At 64.9% G+C, this 25,164-nt stretch carries 11 protein-coding genes and 1 pseudogene; 4 read left to right on the forward strand and 8 right to left on the reverse strand.

The window, feature by feature from the left end; translation table 11 throughout:
• From PAQ31011_RS19050 to PAQ31011_RS19080, 7 genes and pseudogenes are all read right to left on the reverse strand, one after another.
• A pseudogene (locus PAQ31011_RS19050) lies at positions 1-161 on the reverse strand (electron transfer flavoprotein subunit beta/FixA family protein); the annotation flags it as partial.
• A 134-nt stretch (positions 162-295) separates the two neighbouring features.
• Positions 296-1,525, reverse strand: a complete 1,230-nt coding sequence (locus tag PAQ31011_RS19055; protein ID WP_150577307.1) for an MFS transporter — start codon at positions 1,523-1,525, stop codon at positions 296-298.
• A 77-nt stretch (positions 1,526-1,602) separates the two neighbouring features.
• A complete protein-coding gene (locus PAQ31011_RS19060; protein ID WP_150577308.1) occupies positions 1,603-2,493 on the reverse strand; it encodes an amidohydrolase family protein in 891 nt (296 codons plus the stop codon).
• A gap of 64 nt (positions 2,494-2,557) precedes the next feature.
• Complete coding sequence (locus PAQ31011_RS19065; protein WP_150577309.1) at positions 2,558-3,970, reverse strand: FAD-binding oxidoreductase; 1,413 nt, start codon at positions 3,968-3,970, stop codon at positions 2,558-2,560.
• Positions 3,971-4,035: 65 nt separating this feature from the next.
• Positions 4,036-4,767, reverse strand: coding sequence for a FadR/GntR family transcriptional regulator (locus tag PAQ31011_RS19070; RefSeq protein WP_150577310.1), 732 nt, complete (start codon positions 4,765-4,767; stop codon positions 4,036-4,038).
• A gap of 186 nt (positions 4,768-4,953) precedes the next feature.
• The gene (locus PAQ31011_RS19075; RefSeq protein ID WP_039399708.1) at positions 4,954-5,253 is read right to left on the reverse strand and encodes an antibiotic biosynthesis monooxygenase family protein; all 300 of its coding nucleotides are present in this window, start codon (positions 5,251-5,253) and stop codon (positions 4,954-4,956) included.
• On the reverse strand, positions 5,243-5,548 hold the full coding sequence (locus tag PAQ31011_RS19080) for a hypothetical protein (protein WP_150577311.1): 306 nt from the start codon (positions 5,546-5,548) through the stop codon (positions 5,243-5,245). The genes PAQ31011_RS19075 and PAQ31011_RS19080 overlap by 11 nt, the downstream gene beginning before the upstream one ends.
• Here PAQ31011_RS19080 and PAQ31011_RS19085 point away from each other — a divergent pair.
• The 4 genes from PAQ31011_RS19085 (at position 5,547) to PAQ31011_RS19100 (ending at position 11,177) form a co-directional block, all read left to right on the forward strand.
• Positions 5,547-6,749, forward strand: coding sequence for an ammonium transporter (locus tag PAQ31011_RS19085; RefSeq protein WP_150577312.1), 1,203 nt, complete (start codon positions 5,547-5,549; stop codon positions 6,747-6,749). The genes PAQ31011_RS19080 and PAQ31011_RS19085 overlap by 2 nt on opposite strands.
• A 239-nt stretch (positions 6,750-6,988) precedes the next feature.
• Positions 6,989-7,486: a sigma-70 family RNA polymerase sigma factor gene (locus PAQ31011_RS19090; RefSeq protein ID WP_150577313.1), complete on the forward strand. Its 498-nt coding sequence runs from the start codon at positions 6,989-6,991 to the stop codon at positions 7,484-7,486.
• 45 nt (positions 7,487-7,531) lie between these two features.
• Positions 7,532-8,575, forward strand: coding sequence for a FecR family protein (locus tag PAQ31011_RS19095; RefSeq protein WP_150577314.1), 1,044 nt, complete (start codon positions 7,532-7,534; stop codon positions 8,573-8,575).
• Positions 8,576-8,744: 169 nt separating this feature from the next.
• Positions 8,745-11,177 (forward strand): TonB-dependent receptor, encoded by a 2,433-nt coding sequence (locus PAQ31011_RS19100; RefSeq protein ID WP_425495123.1) that lies wholly within the window; start codon positions 8,745-8,747, stop codon positions 11,175-11,177.
• 122 nt (positions 11,178-11,299) lie between these two features.
• On the opposite strand, the gene PAQ31011_RS19105 is transcribed toward PAQ31011_RS19100, so the two are convergent.
• A complete protein-coding gene (locus tag PAQ31011_RS19105) occupies positions 11,300-25,006 on the reverse strand; it encodes a filamentous haemagglutinin family protein (RefSeq protein ID WP_174990193.1) in 13,707 nt (4,568 codons plus the stop codon).
• Positions 25,007-25,164: the final 158 nt, after the last annotated feature.

Consider the following 25,164-nt stretch of genomic DNA (forward strand, 5'->3'; position numbering starts at 1 on the left):
ACGCCCGCTTCCTTCAGACGCACCGCCTCTTCCACCGCGATTTCGTCGAACGGATTCATCGACATCTTCACGTTCGCGATGTCGACGCCACTGCCGTCGCTCTTCACGCGAACCTTTACGTTGTAATCCACTACCCGTTTGACCGGTACCAGGATCTTCATGCGGAACTCCCTTGAATCAAAAAAACCGGACGGCCTGCCGACACTACGGCAACGGCCGTCCTCGAACATACAAAAACTGTCTTGCGAATTCTGCGAACTCAGTTGCGAACTCAGTTGCGAGCTGACTCGCGAACTTACTCGATCTCGCGCCCTTTCGTCTCGGGCAACATAAACGCGGTGATCAGAACGACGAGGTAAGCGCCACCGGCAAACATCCCGATGGCCGAACCCAGACCGCTCGTCTTGGCGAGATAGCCGACCAGGCTCGGAAACAACGCGCCGATGCCGCGTCCGAAGTTATACGCGAAGCCCTGCGCATTCGCACGCACCGCCGACGGAAACAGCTCCGTCAGATACGCGCCCATGCCGCTGAAAATGCCCGATGCCGCGAACCCCAGCGGGAATCCGAGAATCAGCATCTGGTCGTTGCTCAGCTGAAGCTGCGTGTAGACGTAAATGCTCACGCCAGAGAGCACGGCAAAAATCAGCAGGTTCGCGCGACGCCCCAGACGGTCGGTCAGGTACGCTCCCGTCAGATAGCCGATGAACGAACCGAGAATGATCACCAGCAGATAGCCGCCCGTGCCGATCACCGACAGATGGCGCTCCGTCTTCAGGAACGTGGGCAGCCACGTCGTCACGGCATAGTACCCGCCCTGCACGCCTGTGCACAGCAGCGCCGAAAGTGCCGTCGTCTTGATCAGCGCCGGCGAGAAGATCGCCCACGCCGACGTGCGCTTTTCCAAGGCATCCTCACGCTTGCGCGTGCGCTGGAACAATTCGGGCTCAGGGACGTTCTTTCGGATGAAAAGCACGAACAATGCCGGAATCACGCCAATCCAGAACAGCACCCGCCACGCATACTCTTCCGGCAGAAACGAGAACGACGCCGTATAACAAAGCGCCGCCACCGCCCAGCCGATCGACCAGCCGCTCTGCACCGTCCCCACAGCGCGACCGCGATACTCGGTGCGCACGATCTCGCCCATGAGCACCGAACCCACCGCCCACTCGCCGCCGAAGCCCAGCCCCTGCAACGCGCGCAGCACGAAGATCTGCTCGAAGTTCTGCGCGAAGCCGATCAGCACCGTGCAGATGGAGAACCACAGAATCGTCACCTGCAGGATACGCACCCGTCCGTAACGGTCGGCCAACACCCCGGCCAGCCAGCCACCGATGGCCGAGAACAGCAGCGTCACGGTGGCCAGCATGCCGGCCTGCCCCTTGTCGATGCTGAACACGGTGATCAGTGTCGAGATCACGAAGGTGAACACCATGAAGTCGAGCGCATCGAGCGCCCACCCGCCGAACGCGGCAATAAACGTGTGCCGCTCGGTCTTGTTCATCTGGCGATACCAATCCATCTTGTCTCCTCCTGAACCTCGTGGACTACATGAGCGCTAAACGCGCCGGGAATGGGTGAAAGAAATCAAATCAGAAATCAAACCGTTTTCGGAAAACCGTACAGACGTGCCGGGTTGTCCACCAGAATGCGCTGACGTGTCTCGGCGTCGGGTGCCCACTGCGGCAGCAGATTACGCAACGCGCCGGTGTTCGGCATGCGCGTAAGCGACACGTGCGGCCAGTCGCTGCCCCACACCATGCGATCGGGCGCGTCTTCGATGAGCGCTTGTGCGAACGGCGTCACGTCGTCGAACGTCGGAAAACGCTCGCTGATCCGGTACGCGCCAGAGAGCTTTACCCAGTAACCGTGGTCGCGCACCAGCGAGCGCAGCGCCGAAAAGCCCGGCGAGTTCAGTCCTTGTGCCACGGGCGTGTGGCCCATGTGATCCACGATGCCCGGCACCGGCAGCGACGTCATGCGCGGCATGAGGTCAGGCAACGCATTCACGTCCATCAGGAACTGCATATGCCAGCCCAGATCCTTGATGCGATGCGCGAGCGTCTCCATCGCCGTGAAGCCGATGCCGCCACCGAACAGCACGTTGATGCGCAACCCGCGCACACCCGCTGCGTGCATCGCTTCCAGCTCGGCGTCGGTGACGTCCGGCGACACCACCGCAATGCCGCGAAGGCGATCCGGGTGACGGCGCAGCGTTTCGAGCATGTACCGGTTGTCGGTGCCGTAGACGCTGATCTGTACCAGCACGCCATAGGTCATGCCCGTCGCGTCGAGCATGGCGAGGTACTTGTCCTCGGGCGCGGGCGGCGGCGTGTAGCTGCGCTCGGGCACCATCGGATACGCGTCGCTCGCGGCAACCACGTGCGCATGCGTGTCGACAGCGCCGAACGGCACTTCGAACGTGGGCGGATCGATCTCCGGCAGCGGGCCCAGACACAGCGGCGCACCGGCGGCGGAAGTTGCGGTCATGTCGACTCCTCAGGGGAAAACGTCATCGGACGCCGGTGCACGGCGTCCGCGAAGCGGAAAACCGTTACAGCAGCTTGCCCGGATTCATGATGCCGGCCGGGTCGAACACGGCCTTGATCTCGCGCATCAGACGCAGTTCGAGCGGCGATTTGTACTTGGCGAAGTAGTCGCGCTTGAGCTGTCCGATGCCGTGTTCGGCGCTGATGCTGCCACCGAAGCGGGCGACTTCGTCGAGCACTTCGGCGGTGATCGCTTCACCGTGCTTCGCCATGAAATCCGCCGCCTCGCCTGCCGGGCGCGACAGGTTGTAGTGCAGGTTGCCGTCGCCGAAGTGGCCGAAGATGAACGGACGCACCTGCGGGCACACGCGTCGCACGCGCGCCTCGGCGCTCGTCATGAACTCTGGAATCGATTCAATGGGCAGCGAGACATCGTGCTTCAGATGCGGGCCGTCGGCACGTTGCGCCTCAGAGATTTCCTCACGCAATTTCCACATCTCTTCGACCTGACCCAGCGTGGACGACACCACGGCGTCGGCACACAGATCGCGCTCGATGGCGGCCTCGATCACCCGTTCGAGCAATGCACCGAGGGCCTGTTCGTCCGCCGTATCGGCCAGCTCGACCAGCACATAGCCCGGGTGACGCTCGCCAAACGGGGCGCGCACGCCCGGCACATGCGCCATCACCAGATCCACACACTCGCCGGTGAAGAACTCGAACGCCTGCATGCGCGGGCCGCATTCGGCGAACAGCAGTTCGTAGAGTTCGAGCGCCTGACGCGGCGACGTGACGGCGGCGATCACCACCTGACGCACCGGCGTAGGCGCATACAGACGCAACGCCGCCGCCGTAATCACGCCGAGCGTGCCTTCCGAGCCGATGAGCAACTGCTTGAGGTCGTAACCGGTGTTGTCCTTACGCAGCGTGCGAAGACCGTGAAGGATCTCCCCGTTCGGCAACACGGCTTCCACGCCAAGCACCAGATCGCGCGTCATGCCATAGCGCACCACGTTCACGCCACCGGCGTTCGTCGCGAGATTGCCGCCCAACTGGCAAGATCCTTCGGCCGCGAGACTCAGCGGCAGCAGACGATTCGCGTCGCGCGCGGTGCGTTGCAGGTCTTCGAGAATGCACCCCGCTTCGGCTACGAGCGTATTGGCGATGGTGTCGAGGCTGCGCACCGCGTTCATGCGGTCGAGACTCAGCACCACGTTCTGCTCCGACTTGTCGGGCGTCGCACCGCCGCACAACCCGGTGTTGCCGCCGCGCGGCACGACCGGGGTGCCCGTGCTCTGGCACAGCGCGAGAATTTTGGCGACGTCCTGCGTCGAGCGCGGACGCACGACGGCCTGCGCGTGCCCGCGATACATGCCACGCCAGTCGGCGAGCCACGGCGCGACGTCTTCAGTGGAAGTGAAAACGCTGTCGGCGCCTATGGCATCGATCAGACGTTGAGCAAAAGCGGTGATGGTCATAAGGTCACGCGTCGGGGGTTACGGTGTGGGGGATGGCATCTGACGATGGCTTGGCCGCTCGCAGATCAATGGCGTGTCGGCGCAACCGCGCCGGTAATGATGTCGCGCCCGGGCAGCGTCAAGCCAAGACGCCCCGAAGCGCGCAACAGATGCGAGAGCGACGCCTCACGCGCGCGGATCGGATCGCGCGCCTTGATGGCGTCGAACACGGCGACGTGCTCCTGATGCACCTGTGCCGCGAGCCCTTCGTGACGCAACGTATTCGTGCGCGCTGCCTGCACGACCTGCCGGATTTGCAGGTTCAGGTACTGCAACAGGTCGGCGTAGTAGCGGTTGTGCGTTGCGCGGGCGATGGCGGCATGAAAAGCGGTATCGAACTCGACACCGTTCTCCGGGTGATACAGATGCTTTTCGAGATTGCCGAGGATCGTTTCGAGCTGACGGATGTCCTCGTCGGTATGGCGAACGGCGGCGAGCGCGGCGGCTGTACTTTCCAGATCCAGACGCAATTCGTAGACGCTCGCGAGATCGGCCGCATCCTGCCCGACAGGCACCTGAAAACCGCTTTGCGGCGTGCGCGCCTTCACCGTCACGCCTGCGCCCTGACGGCTGTCGATGAGCCCCTGCGCCCGCAGACGCTCCGTCACCTCGCGGATCACCGCCGGGCTCACGCCATACGATTCGGAGAGTTGCTTGCCGGTCGGCAACCGGGTGCCGACGGGATAGACGCCCTGCCGGATCGCTTCCTGTAATTGCTGCGCGACCTGCTCGGTCAGGGTTCTGGGCTTGGTGGTCATCCGTTCCTGTCGCTCAATGCTTTTCTGGTTTGCATGTTATCTGAAAACTTTTATTGCCTGATATCGCGTTAACCCTAGTTAGCCCTAGTCATCCCGCTAAAAAGAAAAAGCGGTGGTGGAGACTGACTCCATCACCGCTTCATGGGTTGCGCACCGATTCGGATCGGGCGCAGCTCCCGTCCTGACTTAGAAGCCGATCAGCGCTTCCGTCACGTGGCCGACGTTCGGCGGCGCGGCGAAGCAATCGCTCACGAGCGCACGCCATTGCTGGAAGGCTTCCGAGTTGCGGAAGTGGACGGTGTGGTCTTCGAGCGTTTCCCAGGTCACGACGAGGCTGTAATGCGTCGGTTGCTCGATGGACTTGAGCAGACGCATGCCGTGGCAGCCTTTCGATCCCTTGAACAGCGGCGCGGCCTTGGCGACACCTTGTTCGAACTCGGCTTCCTTGCCGGGCTTCACTTCGATCTGGGCGATTTCAAAAATCATGGGGTTCCTCAGAGATGGGTCCGTGGTTTTGCTGATGGATTCTATACCGCGTACCGGTGACACGCATCGCGTGTGACATCCCCTCGCCTTTCACCCCTTTTCCACCCTCCGCCATGTCCGCATGCACGAAGAACGCCCGCGCATCAGCTTGCGGCACCACGACCGTGCACTCCGAAGCACCGAATGTCACATCACCAGATAAAACTCTCATACATATCAATGCACTAGTGATTTCTGGCATCGCTCTTGCATATCTTCGTTTCTTCTCACGTTTGCACCAAAAGAGCACATTCATGCCCAATTCCAATACACCCGGCGACGTGCTGTTCCTGCTGCTCGGCGCGATCCTGGTGCTTGCCATGCACGCCGGTTTCGCGTTTCTAGAGCTGGGCACTGTCCGCAAGAAGAACCAGGTCAACGCACTGGTCAAGATCCTGACGGACTTCGCCGTCTCGGGACTCGCGTATTTCTTCATCGGTTATCCGCTCGCTTATGGCGTCGACTTCTGGTCGAGCGCCACGGTGCTGTCCGAACACAACGGCTACGCGCTCATCAAGTTCTTCTTTCTGCTGACGTTCGCGGCCGCTATCCCGGCCATCGTGTCGGGTGGCATTGCCGAGCGCGCCAAGTTTCATCCGCAGTCGGTGGCCACGTTCTTCCTCGTTGGCGTGATCTACCCGTTCTTCGAAGGCATCGCCTGGAACGGGCATCTCGGCATTCAGGACTGGCTCACCCAAACGCTCGGCGCGCCCTTCCACGACTTCGCGGGTTCGGTGGTCGTGCATGCGGTGGGGGGATGGATTGGGCTGGCTGCGGTGTTGCATCTCGGCGCGCGACGCGGGCGCTACAACGGTCAGGGTCAGGTCGCCGCGCATCCGCCGTCGTCGATCCCGTTTCTCGCGCTCGGCGCATGGATTCTGATCGTCGGCTGGTTCGGCTTTAACGTGATGAGCGCCCAGCGCGTCGGTGGCATCTCGGGGCTCGTTGCCGTGAACTCGCTCATGGCGATGGTCGGCGGCACGCTGGTCGCCATGTGGGTGGGTCGCGACGACCCGGGCTTCATCCACAACGGCCCGCTTGCGGGACTCGTTGCGGTGTGTGCGGGCTCGGACGTCATGCACCCGCTCGGCGCGCTGGTCGTGGGCGCAGTCGCGGGCGGTCTGTTCGTGTGGCTGTTCACGGTGACGCAGAACCGTCTGCGCATCGACGACGTACTCGGCGTGTGGCCGCTGCACGGCGTGTGCGGCATCTGGGGCGGACTGGCGGCCGGCATCTTCGGACAGAAGGCACTCGGCGGACTCGGCGGTGTGAGCTTCGTCGCGCAGATCGTCGGCACGGTGATGGGCGTGGCGATCGCCTTCGCCGGTGGCTACCTCGTTTATGGCGTCATCAAACGCATCTCAGGCTTGCGGCTCGACGACGAACAGGAGTACTACGGCGCCGACCTCTCGATCCACAAGATCACGGCGACGCCGGAGCGGGAAACGAATTGGTAAGCGGCAACGCTTGATCAAATCTCCATACGCGACGCGGCGACCCGATTCGTCCGTCGCACCCCACGCTTTCCGGTATTGACCCACGCAACAAATGGAATGATAATCACTCGCATTTAACGACTGTATCGGCACTCCGAACCTTCAGGTTCGGTCCCAGACTTCCTCGTGCTTTCCCATTCCTTCCGTCATCGCGTCGCCCGCCGGGCCGGTCTTTCCGGGCGCTTTGCGCCACTCGATTGATGGCAAGCTCGACGCGCCCTCGCGGAATCTTCGCCTACTACGACGAGTTGCTTCGCACGTGGACGGGAAGACTCAGCAACCGGCATCAGGCGGAGGATCTGGCGCAGGACTCGCTGCTGCGAGTACTTGAGTTGGAAACCCCGCCGGAGCAGCCGCGCGCCTATCTGCATCAGACCGCACGCAACATCGCCATCGACGCCTTTCGCCGCGAGCGCGGACGAGAACAGACGACGCTCGATGCGCTCTCGGCGTTCGAAGCGCCGACAGGCAATCCGGAAGAAGAAGTCCACGCCGCACAACTCGCGCACGCCATCGAAGCCGCGCTGTCCGAACTTCCGCTGAAGTGCCGACAGGTTTTCGTCTGGCAGCGCATTGACGGTTGCAGCCAGCAAGAGATCGCCGAGCGGCTCGATCTTTCGAAAAACATGGTCGAGAAGTATATGATTCGGGCGATGAAACATTTGCGCGAACGTCTCGGCCCTCTGGCGCCTCAGTGACGCGCACGCCTATGTCCCGTCTGCCCTCTCTCTCCGTCTCTTTCGATGCCCGCCTCTGAACGTATTCGCGAAGAAGCCGCGCGCTGGTTCACGCGAGCGCACAGCGGCGCGTTTTCCGATGCCGACCGCGCATCGCGAGACGCGTGGCTGTCTGCCGACCCTTTGCACCGCGCAGAATACGCTGCACTCGATCGCGTATGGCAGGCAGCAGCGGCCGTGCCAGCCGCGCGTCTGCGCGCGCTGGCCGAACCTGGGATCGCCGAGGCCGGGGCGGGTCATCGCGAGATGCGCCGCAGTACCGCGGGTCGATGGATTGCCGTCGCCTGCGTTTGCGTGCTCGGCGTTGCGCTGGGCGCGATGATGCTGCCCTCCGTGACCCGGTCACCGGAACACGTTGCACAACTCACGCCATCCTCCCCCCCGGCCGCTCAGACGCAGGAGATTGCCACCCGTCCGGGTGAGCGACGCAGCGTGACGCTTGCCGACGGCACGGTAGTCGAACTCAATACCCGCACGCACATTCAGGTGAGCTTCACCCCCGCACAGCGCAACGTGACGTTGCTCGACGGCGAGGCGATGTTCTCCGTCACGCACGATGCCTCGCGCCCCTTCGTGGTCGATGCCGGTACCGGACGTGTCACGGTCACGGGGACTCGCTTCGACGTGCGCCGCATCGAGAAGCATGTGGCCGTGGCCGTCGAATCCGGATCGGTGAAGGTGGACGGCGTGCCCGCACAGGCGGCAGGTGCAACGGGAAAAACGTCCGCACTGCTCACGAAAGGGCTCGGCACGACCATTCGTCCGGACGGCACCGTCGCATCGGCCCGCCCGGTGGATCTGTCGACGGCGCTGGCCTGGCGCGACGGCAAGTTGATCTTCCAGAACGCAACGCTGGCCGACGTCGTGCGCGAAGTCACGCTGTACCGCCCATCGCCGGTGGTCGTCGCCAACGACGCAGTCGGGCAGCTTCGCGTTACCAGCGTCTTCAGCGCGGATAACACCGACGAACTGCTCGCGGCGCTGCCCCAGTTCCTGCCGGTCAAGGTGCAGACGCTCTCCGACGGCACCGTAAAAATTTCGTCGAAATAATTCAGGTTTTGGTCCGGCGTTTCGTCTTCCGATAGTTCGCCTTAGTCGCAGAGCGGCGAATCCATCAAAATTCGAAACGAGACCAACAGCCGTGAAAGGTTCTACACACGCCCGCCGTTCCCGATCGCGCCGTCCGCAGACGGCCGCGTCACTGATTTTTCTTGCCGCGTTGGCTGCCCTGGGCACCCAACCCCAGCGCGCCGCTGCGCAAACTGCGAACGGTGGCACCGCCGCAAAGGCCAGTGCTGCGATTGACGTCAACGTGCCAGCGCAGTCGCTGTCCGACGCGCTCGTGCTTCTCGGGCGTCAGGCCAATCTGCAACTCTTCTTTTCCCCTGATCTGGTGAGCGGCAAGACCGCCCCCGCCGTGCGCGGCACCATGACCGCCGAGGCCGCGCTGTCCGCGCTGCTTCAGAACAGCGGCATCGCTTACCGCCGCAGCGGCAATCAGGGCTACACGCTGGTGTCGGCCTCGGAGAAGAAGGCCGAGACGCCCGCCGCCGCGCCTGCAAGTCCGCTGGCGTTGGCACCGGTCGAAGTAACGGCGTCGCGTACGTCGAGCGATCTGGTACGGCCAACACGTCAGGTGACGGTCATCGAACGCGCCGAGCTGGACGAACTCAAGGCGGCGTCGGGCACCCTCGCGACCGTGCTGGCCAAGGTCGTGCCGGGCATGGCCGACTCCAGCCGCACGGTGACGGATTACGGGCAGACGCTTCGCGGACGCGGCATGCTGGTGTTGCTCGACGGTGTGCCGCTGAACACCAACCGCGATTCGTCACGCAATCTCGCCAATGTCGATCCGGCATTGGTGGAGCGCATCGAAGTGTTGCGCGGCAGTAGCTCCATTTATGGCGGCGGCGCGACAGGCGGTATCGTGTCCATCACGACGCGCCCCGCGGGCGGGGAGCCCAAGGCGGATACCACCGTCTCGCTGAGTTCACCCCTGTCGCGACTGCGCGCAGACGGCCTGAGTGCGGACATTCAGCAGCACTTTTCCGGCAGCCACGACATGATCGACTATGCATTCGATGTCGGTGGCCGCCGTATCGGCAACAGCTACGACGCGCGTGGCAATCGCATTGCCCCCGAGCCGAGTCAGGGCGACCTGTTCTCGTCGAATAACTACAACATCGGCGGCAAACTCGGCCTGCGTTTCGCACCGGACCAGCGCGTGCAGTTGTCGGTCAGCCACATCAACTCGTCGCAGGATACGAGCTACGCGTCGGACCCTTCCGTCGCGCGCCTGCCGGCGGGTAGCGTGCCTGCACGCGGCATTGACGGACTTCAGCTCGACGATCAGAACCAGATTCGCAATACGCTCGTGAATCTGGAGTACGAACACCGCGACCTGCTGGGCAGCCAGCTCTCGGCACAGTTCTACTACCGCGATTACTTCACCCGATTCACGCCGTTCGATGCGCGTGCCGTGGCCACACGCGGGGCGAACGTCGACCAGACGATGCAGGATTCCACCGTCTTCGGCAGTCGTCTGACGATCAAGACGCCGTTCGGCGCGCAGAAGAAGACGCGACTCGTCTGGGGTATGGACTTCGAGCAGGAAAAGAGCGATATGCCGCTCGATATCTTCGACCCAAAGCTGTATGACGCGAGCGGCGGCCGCGTCTTCCGCAAGATCGGTGAAGCCACGTATTTGCCGCCGCTCACCACGCGCAGCCTGGGCGGTTTTGCGCAGCTTCAGCATAAGTTCAACGATCACTGGTCGACGGAAGGCGGCTTGCGCTATCAGTACGCAACGGCAAGCTTCAACGACTTCGTGCCGTTGTCGCAGTCGAAAGTCGCCAATCCCGTCGGCGTGAAAGGCGGTACGGTGAACTACAGCGCCGTGCTCGGCAATCTCGGCGTGACGTATTCGCCGGTCAAGGGCCACGAGTTCTACGCCGCCTTCAGTCAGGGCTTCAGCCTGCCCGACATCGGTGTGCAGGTGCGTAACGCGCGACCGGGCTTCGACATCAATTCGTCGGACCTGCGTCCGGTCAAGACGAACAACTACGAGCTGGGATGGCGCGGTGTCTTCGGCAACACGCTCACGTCGCTTGCCGTGTTCTACACGACGTCGGACCTCGGCGACGTGCAGAGCTTCAATAACGGCCTGATCCTCACGCGCACGGCGGAGCACATCTTTGGCGTCGAAGGCGCAGCGGACTACCTGTCGGAAGACGAGCGCTGGGGACTGGGTGGGACGTTTACCTGGATACAGGGACGTGAAACGCCGCAAGGCGCGAACAGTCAGGACATGAGCGGCTACCGCATTCCGCCGCTCAAACTCACGGGTTATGTCCAGTTCAAGCCCACGCCGAAGTGGAGCAATCGCCTTCAGGTCACGTACTTTTCCGCACGCGACTACCGCCTGAACGGTGTGAACGGTTTCGGCCGGATGGACGCGACCAGCTACACCACGGTCGACGTGATCAGCCGCTACGAAGTCACGAAGAACGACACCGCGACCGTCGGCATTCAGAACCTGTTCAACCGGTACTACTACCCGCTCTACAGCCAGTTGATGCGTAACAGCAACAACACGAGCCACTTGCCCGCGCCGGGCATCACGCTCACCGCTACGTACCAGCACCGGTGGTAATCAAGCGGTGAGGTGTGCGGTCCTCCGGGACTGCACACCTGCACCGTTGGCGATCACGATACTAAAAAACACGCGGCAAGCTCGTGCATGACCGTATCGATCGTTCATCGACAGCCAAGCGATCAGTGACTCTGCGCCGCCGCCGGTTGCATCCGCTTGCGCTCGGCGTCGCTCAGACTGCGCCACAGTGCGGGATCGACCTTGCCACCCATGCCGAGAATCTGCACCGGGCTTGATGCATCGTATCGATAGCCTGCCCCGTAGCGGGCTGCGTCGCCGTTGGCCGCCGATGGCTTACCTTCCGCCTCGCCGTGCGCGCCCTGAGCCGACGCGCCCAGCATCCGCACCGTGAAGATCGACGACTGTCCGGCCCGCTGACTGGCGCGGTCGCGCGACACCGCATCCTGCGCTGCCGCAGCCGCCTGCGCCGCCGTCGCGCTCGCGTTCGTCAACGCCCCCACATTCACCGCCGCGATGGTCGGAATGCCCACCGACTTGCCCTGCACCTGAATGTTGTCGGCATTCAGCACCCGCAGTGCTGCGATGTTGACGTTGCCCGACACGCGAATGCCCGCCTCACCGGCATCGACCGTGCCGAGCGGCGCAATCAGATCGATGTCGCCCGGCGGCACCTCCGGAATCGGGTTCAGCGTCGCGATGCCCGCACCGGTATTCGGCGTGCTCGGCGAGAGCGACACCAATCCCATCTCGTCATACACGCGACGCTGCGGCGTGTAGACCACCGTCGACTTCGAGCCGCGCCCGGCGTTGATGTCGCCCTGCGCCGACCACGCCAGCACGTTGCCGCCGAACGTCGTGAAGATGCGGCTCTGCCCCAGCAGAATGCTGTCCCGCGAATACAGATCGACGTTGCCGCGTCCCTGCGTGAGCACCCCCGAGCCGTCGCCCGGTACGAAACCACCGTCCACGCCGACCAGCGTTCGTCCGCCCGGCGTGACGATGCTGATCCCGCCACCGAAGTCCGTGTGAATCCCAGCGTCCTGCACTTCGTAATGCGGCACGTCGTATTGCGGGCTGCCACGGGCAATCCATTGCGCCTGCGTCAGATACTGAACGCCCGGCAGCGGACGCACTGTCGCCTCGCGATTCAGGTTTTGCAGGTAATACTTCGCGCTGCTGTACATCGTGACGCTGCCCTCGTATGTCAGCGGGTTTCCCGCGGCGTCGTGCGTTGGGAACAGCGTGGCGATGGCTTCGCGTCCGCGCAGATAACTGCCCGCACGCGCGCCGCCAGTCTCGTTGTACTCGCGCCCGGACGCCCGCAGCTCCGCAAAGTACACGTCGCGCAGATAAGTGCGTTGTTGCTCCGGCGCGAGCGCGTCGAAGAACTGACGCGCGTTCATGGACGTCGCATCGAAATGCAACCCTGCGTTGTTTGGCCCACCGTAGCGCGTCGTCAGCCAGTTCACGAGATGCAACTGGCTCTGCTGCGCGTACTCGTTGCGCAGGTCGCGCTTTGCCGCGCCACTGCCCGCCTGACTCGCCGCGTTGGCGGCGTTCGCAGCGTTCAGCTCGGCCTGCTTGCTCACGAGGAAGGCGTCGGCACCGGCTGCGTCGCCGCGATAACCGAACTCCTGTTGCAGCCACCCCACGAGCGTGAGTTCGCCACCGTAGACGACCACGGCCTTGCCCGGTTGATCCGACAGAGCGCGGCCGGGATCGGCCAGATTGGACGCGTCGAGATAGCGTGCGGCGAAGGCCTTGAAGTCGACGCCGTCGAGCCCCTTCGGACCGACGCCCGCCGCGACCGCAATCGCAGCGCCATTGCTTCGGTCGCCGGGTTTAACGTTGACGACCCCACCGAGGCTGCGCAACTCCGCCGTGTCGCCCATGAACACGTCGCGTCCCGCCGTCACCTCCAGCGCGCCCGGCCCGATGACGTAGAACGTGCTGTAGCGCACGTCGCGTCCGGCGGAGACCACGGAGACGTCGTCGGCGCGGTTGTGAACGATCACGTTGCCTTGCGTCGCCACACCGTTGCGCCGGCTCGGCGTGCCCGGCTTGGACGGATCGAGCACGTCGCGCGTCATCGACCAGCCAGCAAAGTCGCTGTTGGAGACCAGATACGTGCCGAGCGGCGTGCCGGAATTCACGATGTCGCGTCCCGCACGAATCGCCACCGCCCCGTTGCCCTCGTACCACGTGGCCTCCAGCCCCTGCTTCGGGGACAACGACGCCCGGTAGTTGATGCCGCCCGTCTGAAGGCCCACGATGTCGCCTGCTACCGCGTAGAAGCGTGCCGGCGACACATGGCCAACGTCATAACCCGAAACGGTGGCCGGCGTCAGGCTGAACATGGGGAACACGTTGGCACCAGAAGCACCGTAGTAGTAGAAAAGATCGGGCGCGAGCGCGTCCTGCCGTACGTTCGTGAGATACGAACGATTGCCCGGGATATCGGCCACACCCCCGGCAAACGCAGGCGATTGCGGCGTGGGCAACGCGCGCGGATCGGCCGCCGAGCGGCTGATCGGGAACCCGCCGCCGAACATCGATTGCCCCGCGAGCATTTCGAGCGCCCCACCGTCGCTGCTCACCTTGAACAAACTGCTGACCGGCTCGGGCGCGAGCAGCATCGGTGTATCTGCCGTTGTCTGTGCGCCGTTCGCGAAGAAGCTGTCAGTCGCGGCGGGACCGTTGAAGATGTTGCCCGCGCCCGCCGTCACACGCAACGTGGCGGGCAGAACGAAGCGGCCGTCGGTCGGTGAATGGTTGCCCCCCACACGGGTGCGATCGGCGATGGCGGTGAGCGGTGCCACGCTGCCCCCGGCGCTGAAGAGATCGATGGCGGTCGAAGGGGTCCACAGCGTGAACCAACTGAAACCCTCGCCGCTGTAATCCACGCCGCCCACCGAGAACGGTGTGCCGTTGTTGCGCTGCTTCGTGCGGGTCGCGTCGCCATAGCCGCCGATGACGAGATCGCCACGGGTTTCGACGCGCGCCCCCGAATCCCCGAGCACAAGCGTCGGGCCACCGCTGGCCATGCCGCCCGACACCACGAACGGGCTCGTCGCACGCGACTCACGCAGATCGGCCCCGCCTGCAACCGCGCCGCTGCCACCCAGTGCGCCGGCTTCTACGCGCGTTGCGCCGCGCAGATTCGTAAAGGTGCCATAGAGGGACAGATTGGCATTGCGCCACGCCGTGGACTCGCTGATCTCGTTGTTGGCGGGTGCGATCGCGCGCACGTCTCGCACCGGATTAAGTCCGCCGCCGATGCGAACGTCCAGATCGCCGCCGCCTGTCAGCACGATCTGCGATCCGTCGGCAGACACACGTCCCGTACTGGCCACCGCGACGTTCACGCCCTGACTACGTGCAAAGACTTTCGTCGCATCCGAATTGCTCGGGCCCATGCGTGACTCAAGCATCCCCGCGTTGCCACCGGCCTCCATGACCAGGTTGCCGCCGCCGAGCGTACCCAGCCCGGTGAAGCCGACCAGATACGGCATCTTGGCGAAGGCGTCGTAACCTTCGGACGGACCCACGGTGTAGGTCCCGAAGTTGATCCACCACGCGCCCGGCATGCCGCCGTCGGCAATCGCCGAACCGGAGCCCTGTCGCCAGAGCCAATTGCCCACGTTCGACATGTCGGCCGCTGCACGCGGCATCCCGAAGCTCGTCGTGCGACGAAAGCCCGTGCCGTCCGCCGCGATGTCGCCGCGAATGTCGCCGCCCGCGCGAACGAACAGGTTACCGCCATGCTCCGGATACCACGCGCCGTAAAGACTGTCTGTCTTGCCGTCGACGTATTTCTCGAACGTCGCGCCGTCGGCACCGAGCACGTTCGCGCCCTTCACTTTGCCGCGAGCGAGGTTGTACGCCCCCGTGACGTCGGCGGCTTGCGTGCCTGCGGTGTAGACGCCGAAAGGCGAAGTCATCGTGAAGTTGCCCGCCGCGAGCATATCGAGATCGCCGGTCCCGGTACGCAACACGCTGAACGCCGGTTCGCGTGCCGGCAGCGAATTGAAGGTGTACGTCGGCGGCGTGCCTGGCGTGACGAGACGAATCACGTCGTAGCCGCCGTTGATGCCGTCGATGTCGCCGTCTTCCACAATGCCCAGCATTTCCAGCTCGGCCTGCGTCACGATCTCGCCGGGAGTGCCGCCGTACCAGTCGCCGTAATCGCCCCATCTGAAGACGCCCGGCGACCCGCTGCCCGGCACCTTGACCCGCTCTTCCCCCATGCCGTAGTGCGAGTCGGAAAGCACCAGATGCCCACGCTTGCTGTCGGGCTGCAATGCGCGCGGATCGGCCGCTGTGGTGTCGGCTCCCGCCACGAATCTCATCGACCATGACGCCGAACCCGGCGCGAGCATCGGTGCGATCGCGAGCAAGTTGCCCTGCACGCCGTCCGCGTCCGCCGGACGCAGTTTGACGACCGTCGCGCCGCCCGGCAACTTCACATCCGTTTCCGCAGGAACGATCGCGCCCTTGCGCAGATCCACGGCGTTCGCGAGCACCAGCTTTACCGGCACGACGGCACCGGCAGGCCACGTGAGCGCCGCCACGGCAGTCGCAGCAGGCAGCACATTACCGGCGTCGAGTTGCGTTGTGCTGCGCAGCGTCACGGCAGACGGCAACACGGCACCTGCGGCGTAGATCACGTTGCCTGCGGCGTCGCGCACCGCGCCGCCAAGGACCGTACCGGCCGGCAACGTCAGCGTGCCTGTGAGCGAGACGCGCGTCGGTAAGCGCAGGCCGACCGGCAGCGTCGTCGCCTGTACGGGGATGTCGTAGTTGAGTGCGCGTCCGACCGGGAATGCCGTCCCTGCGGCCAGCTTCACCTGCCCGCCCACCGGCACGACCGCATCGTCGCCCCAACCGGCCACGCCGCTCGTGAGCACCCAGCCCTTGCTGTCCGTGCCCGGCGTGAGACGGGTGGTGTCGAAGCCGTCGCTCACGCTGCCATAAACCTTCAGGTCGCCCCCCGCCCGAATCGTCAACGCGCCCGCCTCCCCGCTGCCGTACACGCCTGTCTTCTGCGTATGCGGGTTCAGACTCGCGTAGCGATAGCGAGACAGGTCGATGTCGCCGTCGAGATGGATGTCGCCGTCCGGCGTCTTGCTCATGATCTCAACGCCCGGACGCAGATGGAACGCGTCCGTATAGCGACGCAGCCCCGCCAGCCGTGCGAGCATTGCCCCGTTGGCGAGCGCGTTCGTCATGAACGTTTCGTTCTTCTCGTGGAGTGCGTCGAGGTATGCCCGATTGACAACCTGATAGGGGCGGCCATCGACCGCCGTATCGGTGCCCGGCGGGGCATCCAGATCGCGATACATCCCGTTGACGGTGATGGCGCGCGCGCCGTCGATCACCACATTGCCGCTCGCGTCGATGGCAATATCGTTGCCCATCGCGCCACCTCCGGCACCGAGACGTTTGGCGCTGATCTCCAGCGTGCCAACGTTGAGCGACTTACCGTTCATACTGTTCGTGCCACCCCGCACATCGAGACGTGCGCCGTCTGCGAGCACCACGCGCCCTTCGTTGCCGTTGATTTCGATGACGGCGCGATTCGCCGCTTCGATGATCTGACCATAGCTGTCGCGACGAGCGACCTTGCCGTGCGCATCCAGCACGGCTGCGCCGCTCACGCTCACGCCATCGCGCGCCGACAGGCGAATCGTCCCCACCTGATCGCCGCTGGCGTCCACACGGCCCCGGACTTCGAGATGTCCGCCGTCGACCGAAAGCGTGATCTCGCGCGCCCTGAGTTCGTCGCCGACGACGAGATCGCCTTGTTTGATCTGGAAGCTGCGGCTGCCGAACACGCCGCCGTCGGTCAGGCGCGCATTGAGTGCTGTGAAATCGTCGATGCGTTGCGCGCGCACATCGATCCCCCCGGCGGAGAACGGAACGAGCGTGCCGCCCGCATCGTACTGGCCGGTCGCGCTGCCCAACAGTTTGCCCAGCAGCGAAACGTTGCCACCCGAGGCACCCAGCGCCACCACCGACAGCTTGCCCGCACGGTTTTCCATCGCCGACAGATCGATGCGCGATCCGGCCGCCTGACGCACGTTGCCGTTGGCGCTCGACAGCAGGACGTCGCCGCCCCAGCTGTACTTGCTCACGTCGAAGAAATCGAGCTTGCGACCTGCGAGATCCAGTTGCGCGTTATCGCCCAGCGTCAGCTCGCCCTGCGCCGCCACGCTCAGTCGACCGCTCGGCAGCACCACACCGGTGTCGAGGTTCACCGTGCCACCGGCCTTGAGGGAGACGTCCGCGCCCAAAGCCCCCACGAAGTCGGCATTGGTCAGCACCGGTTTGGCACGGGCACTGGCGTTGGTCACCGTCAGGTTACCCCCGGTCGTGTAGCGGCTCGTCGAACCGGCAGCGCCTGTGAGCAGCGGCGTATCGATGACGAGGTCGCCGCCGCTGTAGTCGTAATCCTTCGTCTGCGCATTCCAGCCTTGCTGCGACCGGTAGACAGACAGACCGCCCTTGTAATTGGCGCTCACGCGCTCGCTGGCGTTCAGATTCACCGTGGAGAACCCGAGCGCCATCCGGTTCTGGTCGTTGTTGCTGTCCGGCTGCGTGGCGGGCCCGTAGCCGAGCACGATCTCCTTCGCGTCGATGACGAAGCGCCCGCTGCCGGTGCCCGCGCCGTCGGCCGTCACCGCACCGGCCGGGGACTTCGAACCGCTCCATACGAGGCGATCGGTACGGATGCGCGCGAGCGCGTCGGCCGAGCCATAGCCGAAGATGGCCGGTGTGCCGAGCACGAGCGTGTCGATGCGCGACTTACCCGTCGCCGGGTCGAGGGTCGAGAGTTCGACGGAATCGAAGAAGTTGATCGAGTCGCGCGCGACGAGCGACAGACTCTCGAGCGCGGGCGTGCCGTACGCGGTATCGCCACGCAGCAGGCGGCTCAGCATGGATTGGTCGAGCGTCAGCCCGTCGGCCAGTCGTCCCTTGGCGGCGAGTGCGTCGAGCGACGCCTGACTGCCGACGTTCACCCGGCCGACCGTCAGCGCCAACTGACGCGCGCCGTAGCGCACCGCATCGGTGATCGTGAAACGTTTGTCCGTCGACACGGCGATACTGCCTTCGGAGAGCAGCAGCGTCTCGCCCGAACAGGTCGCGCCCGGCGCGCACACGCCCAGATCGATGGCGCCCGCCCCCTCGGTCGGACTGCCCGCCTCGGGTGCCAACATCGTCAATCGACCATTGGAGACGGCCAGTACGGCCTTCGAGCCGGGCGCGTAGACATAGCCGAGCGTGGAATCCCACATCGGCTTGCCGTAGCCGAGCGTGCTGATGCCGCTGCCCTGCTCGATACGAATGCCGTCCTGCGGCGAGTTCGACGAAATGAAGACTTCGCTGGCGCGCAGCATCGCGCCGCCGCGTAGCACCACATACTTGAGCGCACCGTTGATCGACGCTCTCATGGCCGACGCCAACAGGCTGCTGGCGCTCGTCGTCACCTCCGGCAACCCGCCGATCCCGATACGCGCCGCACCGACGGCGTTCAGATCGGTGGCGTTGAGTGAGATGAGCGTCCGGTCGCCCACGGTCGGCGTCGCGCGTGGCCCGAGTATCTCCACGCGCTCACCTAGCGAGGAAATCAGCAGACTGCTGCCGTAACCGTCCTTGGCCGCGGCGCCCGCCATCAGTCCGTCGAAGCGCAACGCGGGCACATCGACCACCTTGCCCGCCTCTCTGTCACTCAGGAATTTCAGATCCAGACGCTTGGCATCGGCTTCGACAAGCGAGCGAGACACGCCATTGCGCGCCGAACTCGCACGGACATAGTCCGCGTAGGTCATTTCGTTGTACTGCGCATATGTGCGCAGCACGCTCGCCGGGCTCAGCACGGCTTGCGTCGGCGCGGCATTGCGAATGCCGGTGTTGTTCACGCTCAGGGTCACCGGTGCGGTGAGCGAACCGTTGCGCATGGCGACCGGACCGAGCGAAGCGTCGACGCTCGCCTGCGTCTGCAATTCGACGCGGAACGCGCCCGGCAGCAGGGCAAACGTCGACGGCAGCAATGTGTAGGTGCCCGCCGGCAATCCGGGTACACCGGCGCCGATCGTGATCCGCTGGCCGATGAGCGGGTCGCCTGCACCGCGCTCGCCGAGCACCGGGGCGTAGGCCGGTTGCGTCCCCGGCACGATGGCGTAGACCGGATTGGTCGACAGCGCGGGCAAACGGAAACTTCCCTTGTTGCCGGTCTGCAAGACTTGCATGAGCGGCGAGAGGCGAACGTCGACGGAGCCGCCACGTCCGGCCAGGAACGCCGCGCCGCGAATCTCGCCGCCGCCCGACAGATCGATCACGGCCCCCTTTTCCACCGCGACGGCGTGACTGGTGACGATGACGGACGGGCCACCGCCCGGCCAGAAGGTCTGCACGTCGTTGCCCGCGTACATGTAGCTGAGCCCGTCGAGCGAGCCGCCGTAAGGCATCACGAGACCGTTCGCGCTCACCGACGTCACGCTGCCGGGCAGCAGATGAAACATGCCGACGCTCTCACCGCCAAACTGACTACCGACCGTGATCGTGCCCATCGGCGCGCGCAACACGCCGCCCTGACGAATCGTCGGCGCGACCAGCATGAGACTGCCGAAGAGAGAATAGGGCTGCTCGGGCAGCGCCTCGGTCGTGCGAGCGATCGTCAGTACGCGCTTCGGGTCGAGTTCGATAGCGCCGTTCGACGTCCTGTACTGGCCCACCACGAACTTGCCGCTCGCGTTCGCCGCCGGATAGATCTGCGCGGCGGCGAGCGTCAGGTCGCCCGGCACGTAGAGTTCCTGCTTGCCAAGCAGACGTATGTCCCCGGCGCTGCGTAGCACAACGTTGCCGAACGCCAGACGCTCCACCTTGACCGGTGTCCCGCTGTTCGTCTCGATGGTCCCGGCAGTGCCGAACTGGACGATGCCCGTGAGATCGATGAGCGACGCGTCGATGTCGAATCGAGCGTCAGGGGCGAATTTGGGCACACCGAGCACGCCGATGCCGCGCCCGCCGTTCTTCGAACCGTTGACCGGATTGGGCAGGATGAAGTTGTCGTCCTGACCGCCCCCCGCCGACGCGACTTGCACGTAGGGTGCGGCGAGTTTCACGCGCGTGGCAGGTGCCGCGCCGCTTGCCAGCCCCAGTGAGCTTGCCGCGATGCGCAGACTCTGGCCCATCGACAGGCTCACGTCCCCCGCGAAATCGAGCATGCCGTTGGCCGTCAGCGACAGGTTGTCGAAGCCACCGGCCTTGATGCGGTCGACGCCGATACGCGCGCGTCCGAGCACCAGCCCTCCGGCCCCGCCCATCTGACCGGGCAGCAATGCGTCCGACAATTCGCTCGGGCCTTGCGTTTGCGCGAGGATCATTTCCCGCGCGACGCGTACCGCATCGTCGACGTTGGCCCCCTTGAGGCTGGTGCGATCCACGCGCCCGTAGAGCGGCGTGTCCAGCGCCACGTTCAGCGTGCCGCCCGCCGCACCTGCGCCACCAGCCTCGGCCTTCATGTCGCCGTCCAGATACAGGCCGCGACCGGACGCCAGCGAGATCACGCCGCCGTTGCTGGCGACGCGTGTGCGGCCCAGCCCCGGCAGGTCGATGTCGGCGACGGCGCCGGAAGCGTCGAGTGTCGCCCCCGAACGCACGACGATGAACGCGTCGGCCCCGACCAACTTAGTCGCACCGGGCACATACTTCGCTCCGATCTGGATCGTGCCGCCATCGGCCACCTTGCCGGTGTAAGTGCCGGCAGCCGAGCGCGCCACGAACGGACGCGCCGCCACGTCGAGTACGGCGTTCTCGCCGATCCACATGGAGGTCGGTGTGAGACGACCTTCGGGCAGATTCGAGCCTTCGGTGAGGAATTCGCCCGCCAGCACGCTCAGGGTGCCCGACGCCGCATGCAGGCCGCCAAGCAACGTCATCTGACGATTGCCGGTAAGCGTGATGCTGCGACCGGCGTCCACCGAGATTTGCGAGCCGCTGCCCAGGCGCAAGTCTGCGCGTTTGTACGACGCGCCCGCCGACAGCGCAATGTCCGCGCCGCCGCGTTGCGACACAGTGCCCTTCGCGGCGTCGGCCTGCCATTCCGGCGGCAGCCAGACGGACAGCATCTGTCGCGGATCGGTGCCGCTTTGGGCGTTGCGCGCAGCTTGTACGTCGACGTTGAAGACCGGCATCGCGACGTCAAGTCGCACGTTGTCCGCAACCACCAAGCCGAGTTGTCCCTTTACGTCGTAGCGGGCGAAGCCGCTGGAGAAGAGACCGGTGCCGAGCGACGTAGGTGAAGCAACACGCACGGCATCGACCAGCGAGAGACCGGCCGGAATCGTCGCGCCTTTTTCCAATCGAACGTCCGCAGGAAGCGGTTGCCCGGCCTTCGCGACGACGTCGTAAGCCACTATCGTCCAACCGGCTGGAAACACGTTCGCGGGCACGACATAACCGCTGGCAATCATCCCCTCGCCGCGGGAGATTTTGCGATCGACGGGCACGACGTCGCCTGAGCGGAACGCGTTCCCGTACTGATCGTAGACGACGTAAGCCGTGCCGTTCACGCCGGCGGGCACCGTCCAGGGGGCCGACAGCACGCCGGGTGCTGCCGTGGTGAAGACCGGCTGCGTCGTCAGCACTTCGCCGGCGCGCACGGTGGAGACGGTCTGCACGAAGTCCGTCGACATGACCGTGCCGGCTTTGATCACGTACTCCTGCAAGAGCGTGAGCGCGACCGGCGACGTTTCGCCAACGCCGAGCCAACCGTCTTTGACCAGCCCCGGGGCACCGACGATCACGCCGTTACCGGTGTCGATCTTGAGCGTGCCGCCGCCGTTCACGCCGAAGGCGCGCAGGTCGCCGTCGACATGCAGCGCGCCCACGCGGGTGCCGTTCGTGTCGTACTGGCTCGCGAGCAACGACACGCTGCCGCCCTTGCCGCCGCGTACCGTGCCGTTGGCCAGCAGCGCGGCCCCGGATGAGACGTCGATAGCGCTGCCCGTGGACAGGATCACGTCGCCCGTGCTCGATAGCGCGACGGACCCGCCATCGAGATACGGCATGCCGTGAACGCCCGCCTCACCGTCGATGGCCCGGCTCCACAGCCCGCGCGCGTCGAGCGTTGCGCCGCTCGCGACCTTCACGTATTGCGTCCCCGCGACTCTGGCGGTGTCGACGACCGGCAGGTCTTGCCATAACCCGCCGCCCTGATTCTCGTTCACGCGACGCAGCATGTTGCCGGCGTTGATTGTGCCGCTTCGCGCGGTGAGGTTCGCGTCGATGTCTACGCGCGTCGCATGCAGGCCGATGTCGCCGCCATCCACCACACGCAGATCGCGGGAGAGGCCGACGCGCTCGGTCGCGAGCAATTTCACGCCGCCGAAGTGCTGCCGATTGAGCCAGCCGGCGTCGAGCGAAATCTTCCCCGCGCGTTGCGCATCGATGTCGGCATCCAGCGCAATGGACGCCGCCAACGCCTGAATATCGCCGACATCGATCGTACGCACGACGGCGTTCGGACTGTCGCGCAAGGTGAGCGACGTGTCGTCGTAATACGGCGTGAGCTTGCCGACGATCAACTGCCCGCCACGCGGCGCGGCGAGTTGCGATTGCAGGTAACCGTCATACAGCCCCCGATCCGCTGCTTGCGTCTGACGCGAGCCTTGGTAGACGGTGGTATCGACGTCGCCTTCGAGCACCGCCGACTGTCCGGAGACGATCAGACGTCCGGCGTCTCGCCCCACGGTGTAGCCGTTCTCCAGCCGCTCGCCCGGCGCGATGAACGGCGTGGCATACGCCTCGGTCGTGTTCTTGCCCCAGCGCGCGTGGGCAACTTCGAAGCCGCGATACACGCCGAGGTAGCGCAGGTCACCCGGTGCGTTGTCGACGCGATAGAACTGGCCGTCTTCTGCGCGCAACCAGCTTTGCCGGATCATGCCCGTCTGCACGTCGAGCGTGCCGCCGGCCAGATTGATGAGCGAACCGGCACGCGTGACGACTTGTGCGCCGCCCAATTGCACCGTGCCACCCTGCGCGGCCCATTCGCCAACGCCGTGCTGCGCGGTGTTGAGATAGCCGCTGACTTCCAGCAAGCCGCCCGACGTGTACCAGCGATCGGTCGAGTAGCCTTGCATGCCCGCCGGCACGCGCACCAGGTAACGACGGTCGATGAAGACCGTCAGACTGTTCAGTCGTTGGGTGTCGCGGTTGGTGGGTGCGTCGCGCTGCTCGTTGCCCTGAATGTTGACTTCGAGATTGTTGGACGCCATCGCCACTTGCACGCCGACCGCGCCCGACACGTCAAGTTTGGCGCGTTCCATGGCAATCATGCGTCGCGTTGCAGCGACGTTGATCTGCCCGCCCGTCGCAAGCGTGAGCGTGTCGCTGTCGAGCAGCACATCGCCCGACGAGACGATCTGTACCAGCGACTGGTCGCGACGGTTGTACAAGCCGGATTCGGCCACCTTCGCCGTGTCGGCGAGCAAGCTGGCGCGCTGCACATCGAGCGCGGTATCGCCGGACGTATCGAGCACGATGGCATTCAGTGCGCCCGGTGCCACACGCACCAGCGCGTTCGTGTCGCCACTCGCCGTCAGGTGAATCGTGCCGCGCGTGTTGACGGACGTCGTCGTGACCAGCACACCGCTTTGCTCGACCTGACGCCCCACCAGCGAGATGTCACCCAACGGCGCCTGAATCAAACCGCTGTTGCTGACGCGTCCGGCCGTCGATCCCGCGAGGAGGCTCGGCGTGACTTCGTTGCCGCGCGTGCTGGAATTCGGATTGCCGTCGGTGCCCATGCCGCGACGGATGACGAACGCGTCGCCGCCCGCGATCACCGTCTGGCCCGAGGGTGTGACGATGGTGCCTCGGTTATGCGCCTCACGGCCGAGCAGCAACACGTAGCCGCCGCCTTCGGTCACCGACTGCGGCTTGCGTGTGCTGATGCGCGCGCCCGCGTCGATGACCACGTTGGCCGTAGCTCCAGTGTGCGAAAAGCCCGAGCCGGTGACGCTCAGATCGTTGGCGAACGTCGGCACCGTCGCGCCTGCAAGTGCCGTGCCGTAGATGCCGCGATTGAACTGGTCGTTCGTCATGCCCACGGCAGCCGCCACCAGATTGCGCGTGTCGACCTGCGCCGTGCCCGTGAACTGAATGCCGTTGCGGTTGACGATCACGACCGTGCCATCCGCCTTGATCTGGCCCTGAATCTGGCTGGGGCGCGCATTCGGATCATTCACGCGGTTAAGCACCGCCCAACCCGGTTGCTGCGCAAACTCGACCGTCGTGCGACGCCCGACGTTGAACGTCTCCCAGTTCAGAATGGCCTTCTCGCCCGTCTGTTCGATCTTGACGTTGGTGTTGCCCGCGGCGTCGCGTGTTTGCGCGATGTCCTTCTTCGCGTTGATCCAGCCCGCAGTAAGACTGTTCGTGTCGACCTTCAAGCCGCCTTCGGCAAGACCGTCGGGAATCGTTTCAGGAGACGCGGCAGCGGCCTGACGCGCCGCCGTTTGCGCAGCCTGCATCGCGGCGATGCCCTGCGCTGCGGTCGCGAGATTGGCGATGGAGTTCTGCAACGCCTGATTGGCGCGTTGCTGCTGCTCGCCCGGGTTTTGCAACGACGAGACGGGCATGCCGTTCGGCAGACGTCCCGTTTGTGCCGCAGTCGTCTGCGCGGCACCGCGCGCGGCGAACCACGCACTGCTGAACGCTTGTTGTGCGTGTGCTTCGCTCCAGAAGTTGCCGGTGGCGAGCACCAGTGCAACGGCGTGCGTCATGGGCGAGAGACGCAAACGTCGTGCGCCTGGCGTCGAATGTCGTGCCTGAACCGTCTTGCCCGTCTGTCCGCGTGTGACCATCTGGAACTCTCGCCTCATTCAGCGCCGGCCCCGCAACGCGAAATCCCCCGTGCGTGCGAATCGGCTTTTCCCGTAGATTTGTGCGCACTACGACCCGAGTGACGGTGTCGCAGAAACGTCGTAACGAGCTAAGACGAACCCGGTGAATAGAGTCCGCA

This window comes from Pandoraea aquatica (assembly GCF_902459565.1).
GTDB lineage: Bacteria > Pseudomonadota > Gammaproteobacteria > Burkholderiales > Burkholderiaceae > Pandoraea > Pandoraea aquatica.

What these genes read in the sequence shown, in the direction of transcription:
- PAQ31011_RS19055 (WP_150577307.1), bottom strand. Translation starts at nt 1,525, where the DNA reads ATGGATTGGTATCGCCAGATGAACAAGACCGAGCGGCACACGTTTATT.
- PAQ31011_RS19060 (WP_150577308.1), bottom strand. Translation starts at nt 2,493, where the DNA reads ATGACCGCAACTTCCGCCGCCGGTGCGCCGCTGTGTCTGGGCCCGCTG.
- PAQ31011_RS19065 (WP_150577309.1), bottom strand. Translation starts at nt 3,970, where the DNA reads ATGACCATCACCGCTTTTGCTCAACGTCTGATCGATGCCATAGGCGCC.
- PAQ31011_RS19070 (WP_150577310.1), bottom strand. Translation starts at nt 4,767, where the DNA reads ATGACCACCAAGCCCAGAACCCTGACCGAGCAGGTCGCGCAGCAATTA.
- PAQ31011_RS19075 (WP_039399708.1), bottom strand. Translation starts at nt 5,253, where the DNA reads ATGATTTTTGAAATCGCCCAGATCGAAGTGAAGCCCGGCAAGGAAGCC.
- PAQ31011_RS19085 (WP_150577312.1), top strand. Translation starts at nt 5,547, where the DNA reads ATGCCCAATTCCAATACACCCGGCGACGTGCTGTTCCTGCTGCTCGGC.
- PAQ31011_RS19080 (WP_150577311.1), bottom strand. Translation starts at nt 5,548, where the DNA reads ATGAATGTGCTCTTTTGGTGCAAACGTGAGAAGAAACGAAGATATGCA.
- PAQ31011_RS19090 (WP_150577313.1), top strand. Translation starts at nt 6,989, where the DNA reads ATGGCAAGCTCGACGCGCCCTCGCGGAATCTTCGCCTACTACGACGAG.
- PAQ31011_RS19095 (WP_150577314.1), top strand. Translation starts at nt 7,532, where the DNA reads ATGCCCGCCTCTGAACGTATTCGCGAAGAAGCCGCGCGCTGGTTCACG.
- PAQ31011_RS19105 (WP_174990193.1), bottom strand. Translation starts at nt 25,006, where the DNA reads ATGGTCACACGCGGACAGACGGGCAAGACGGTTCAGGCACGACATTCG.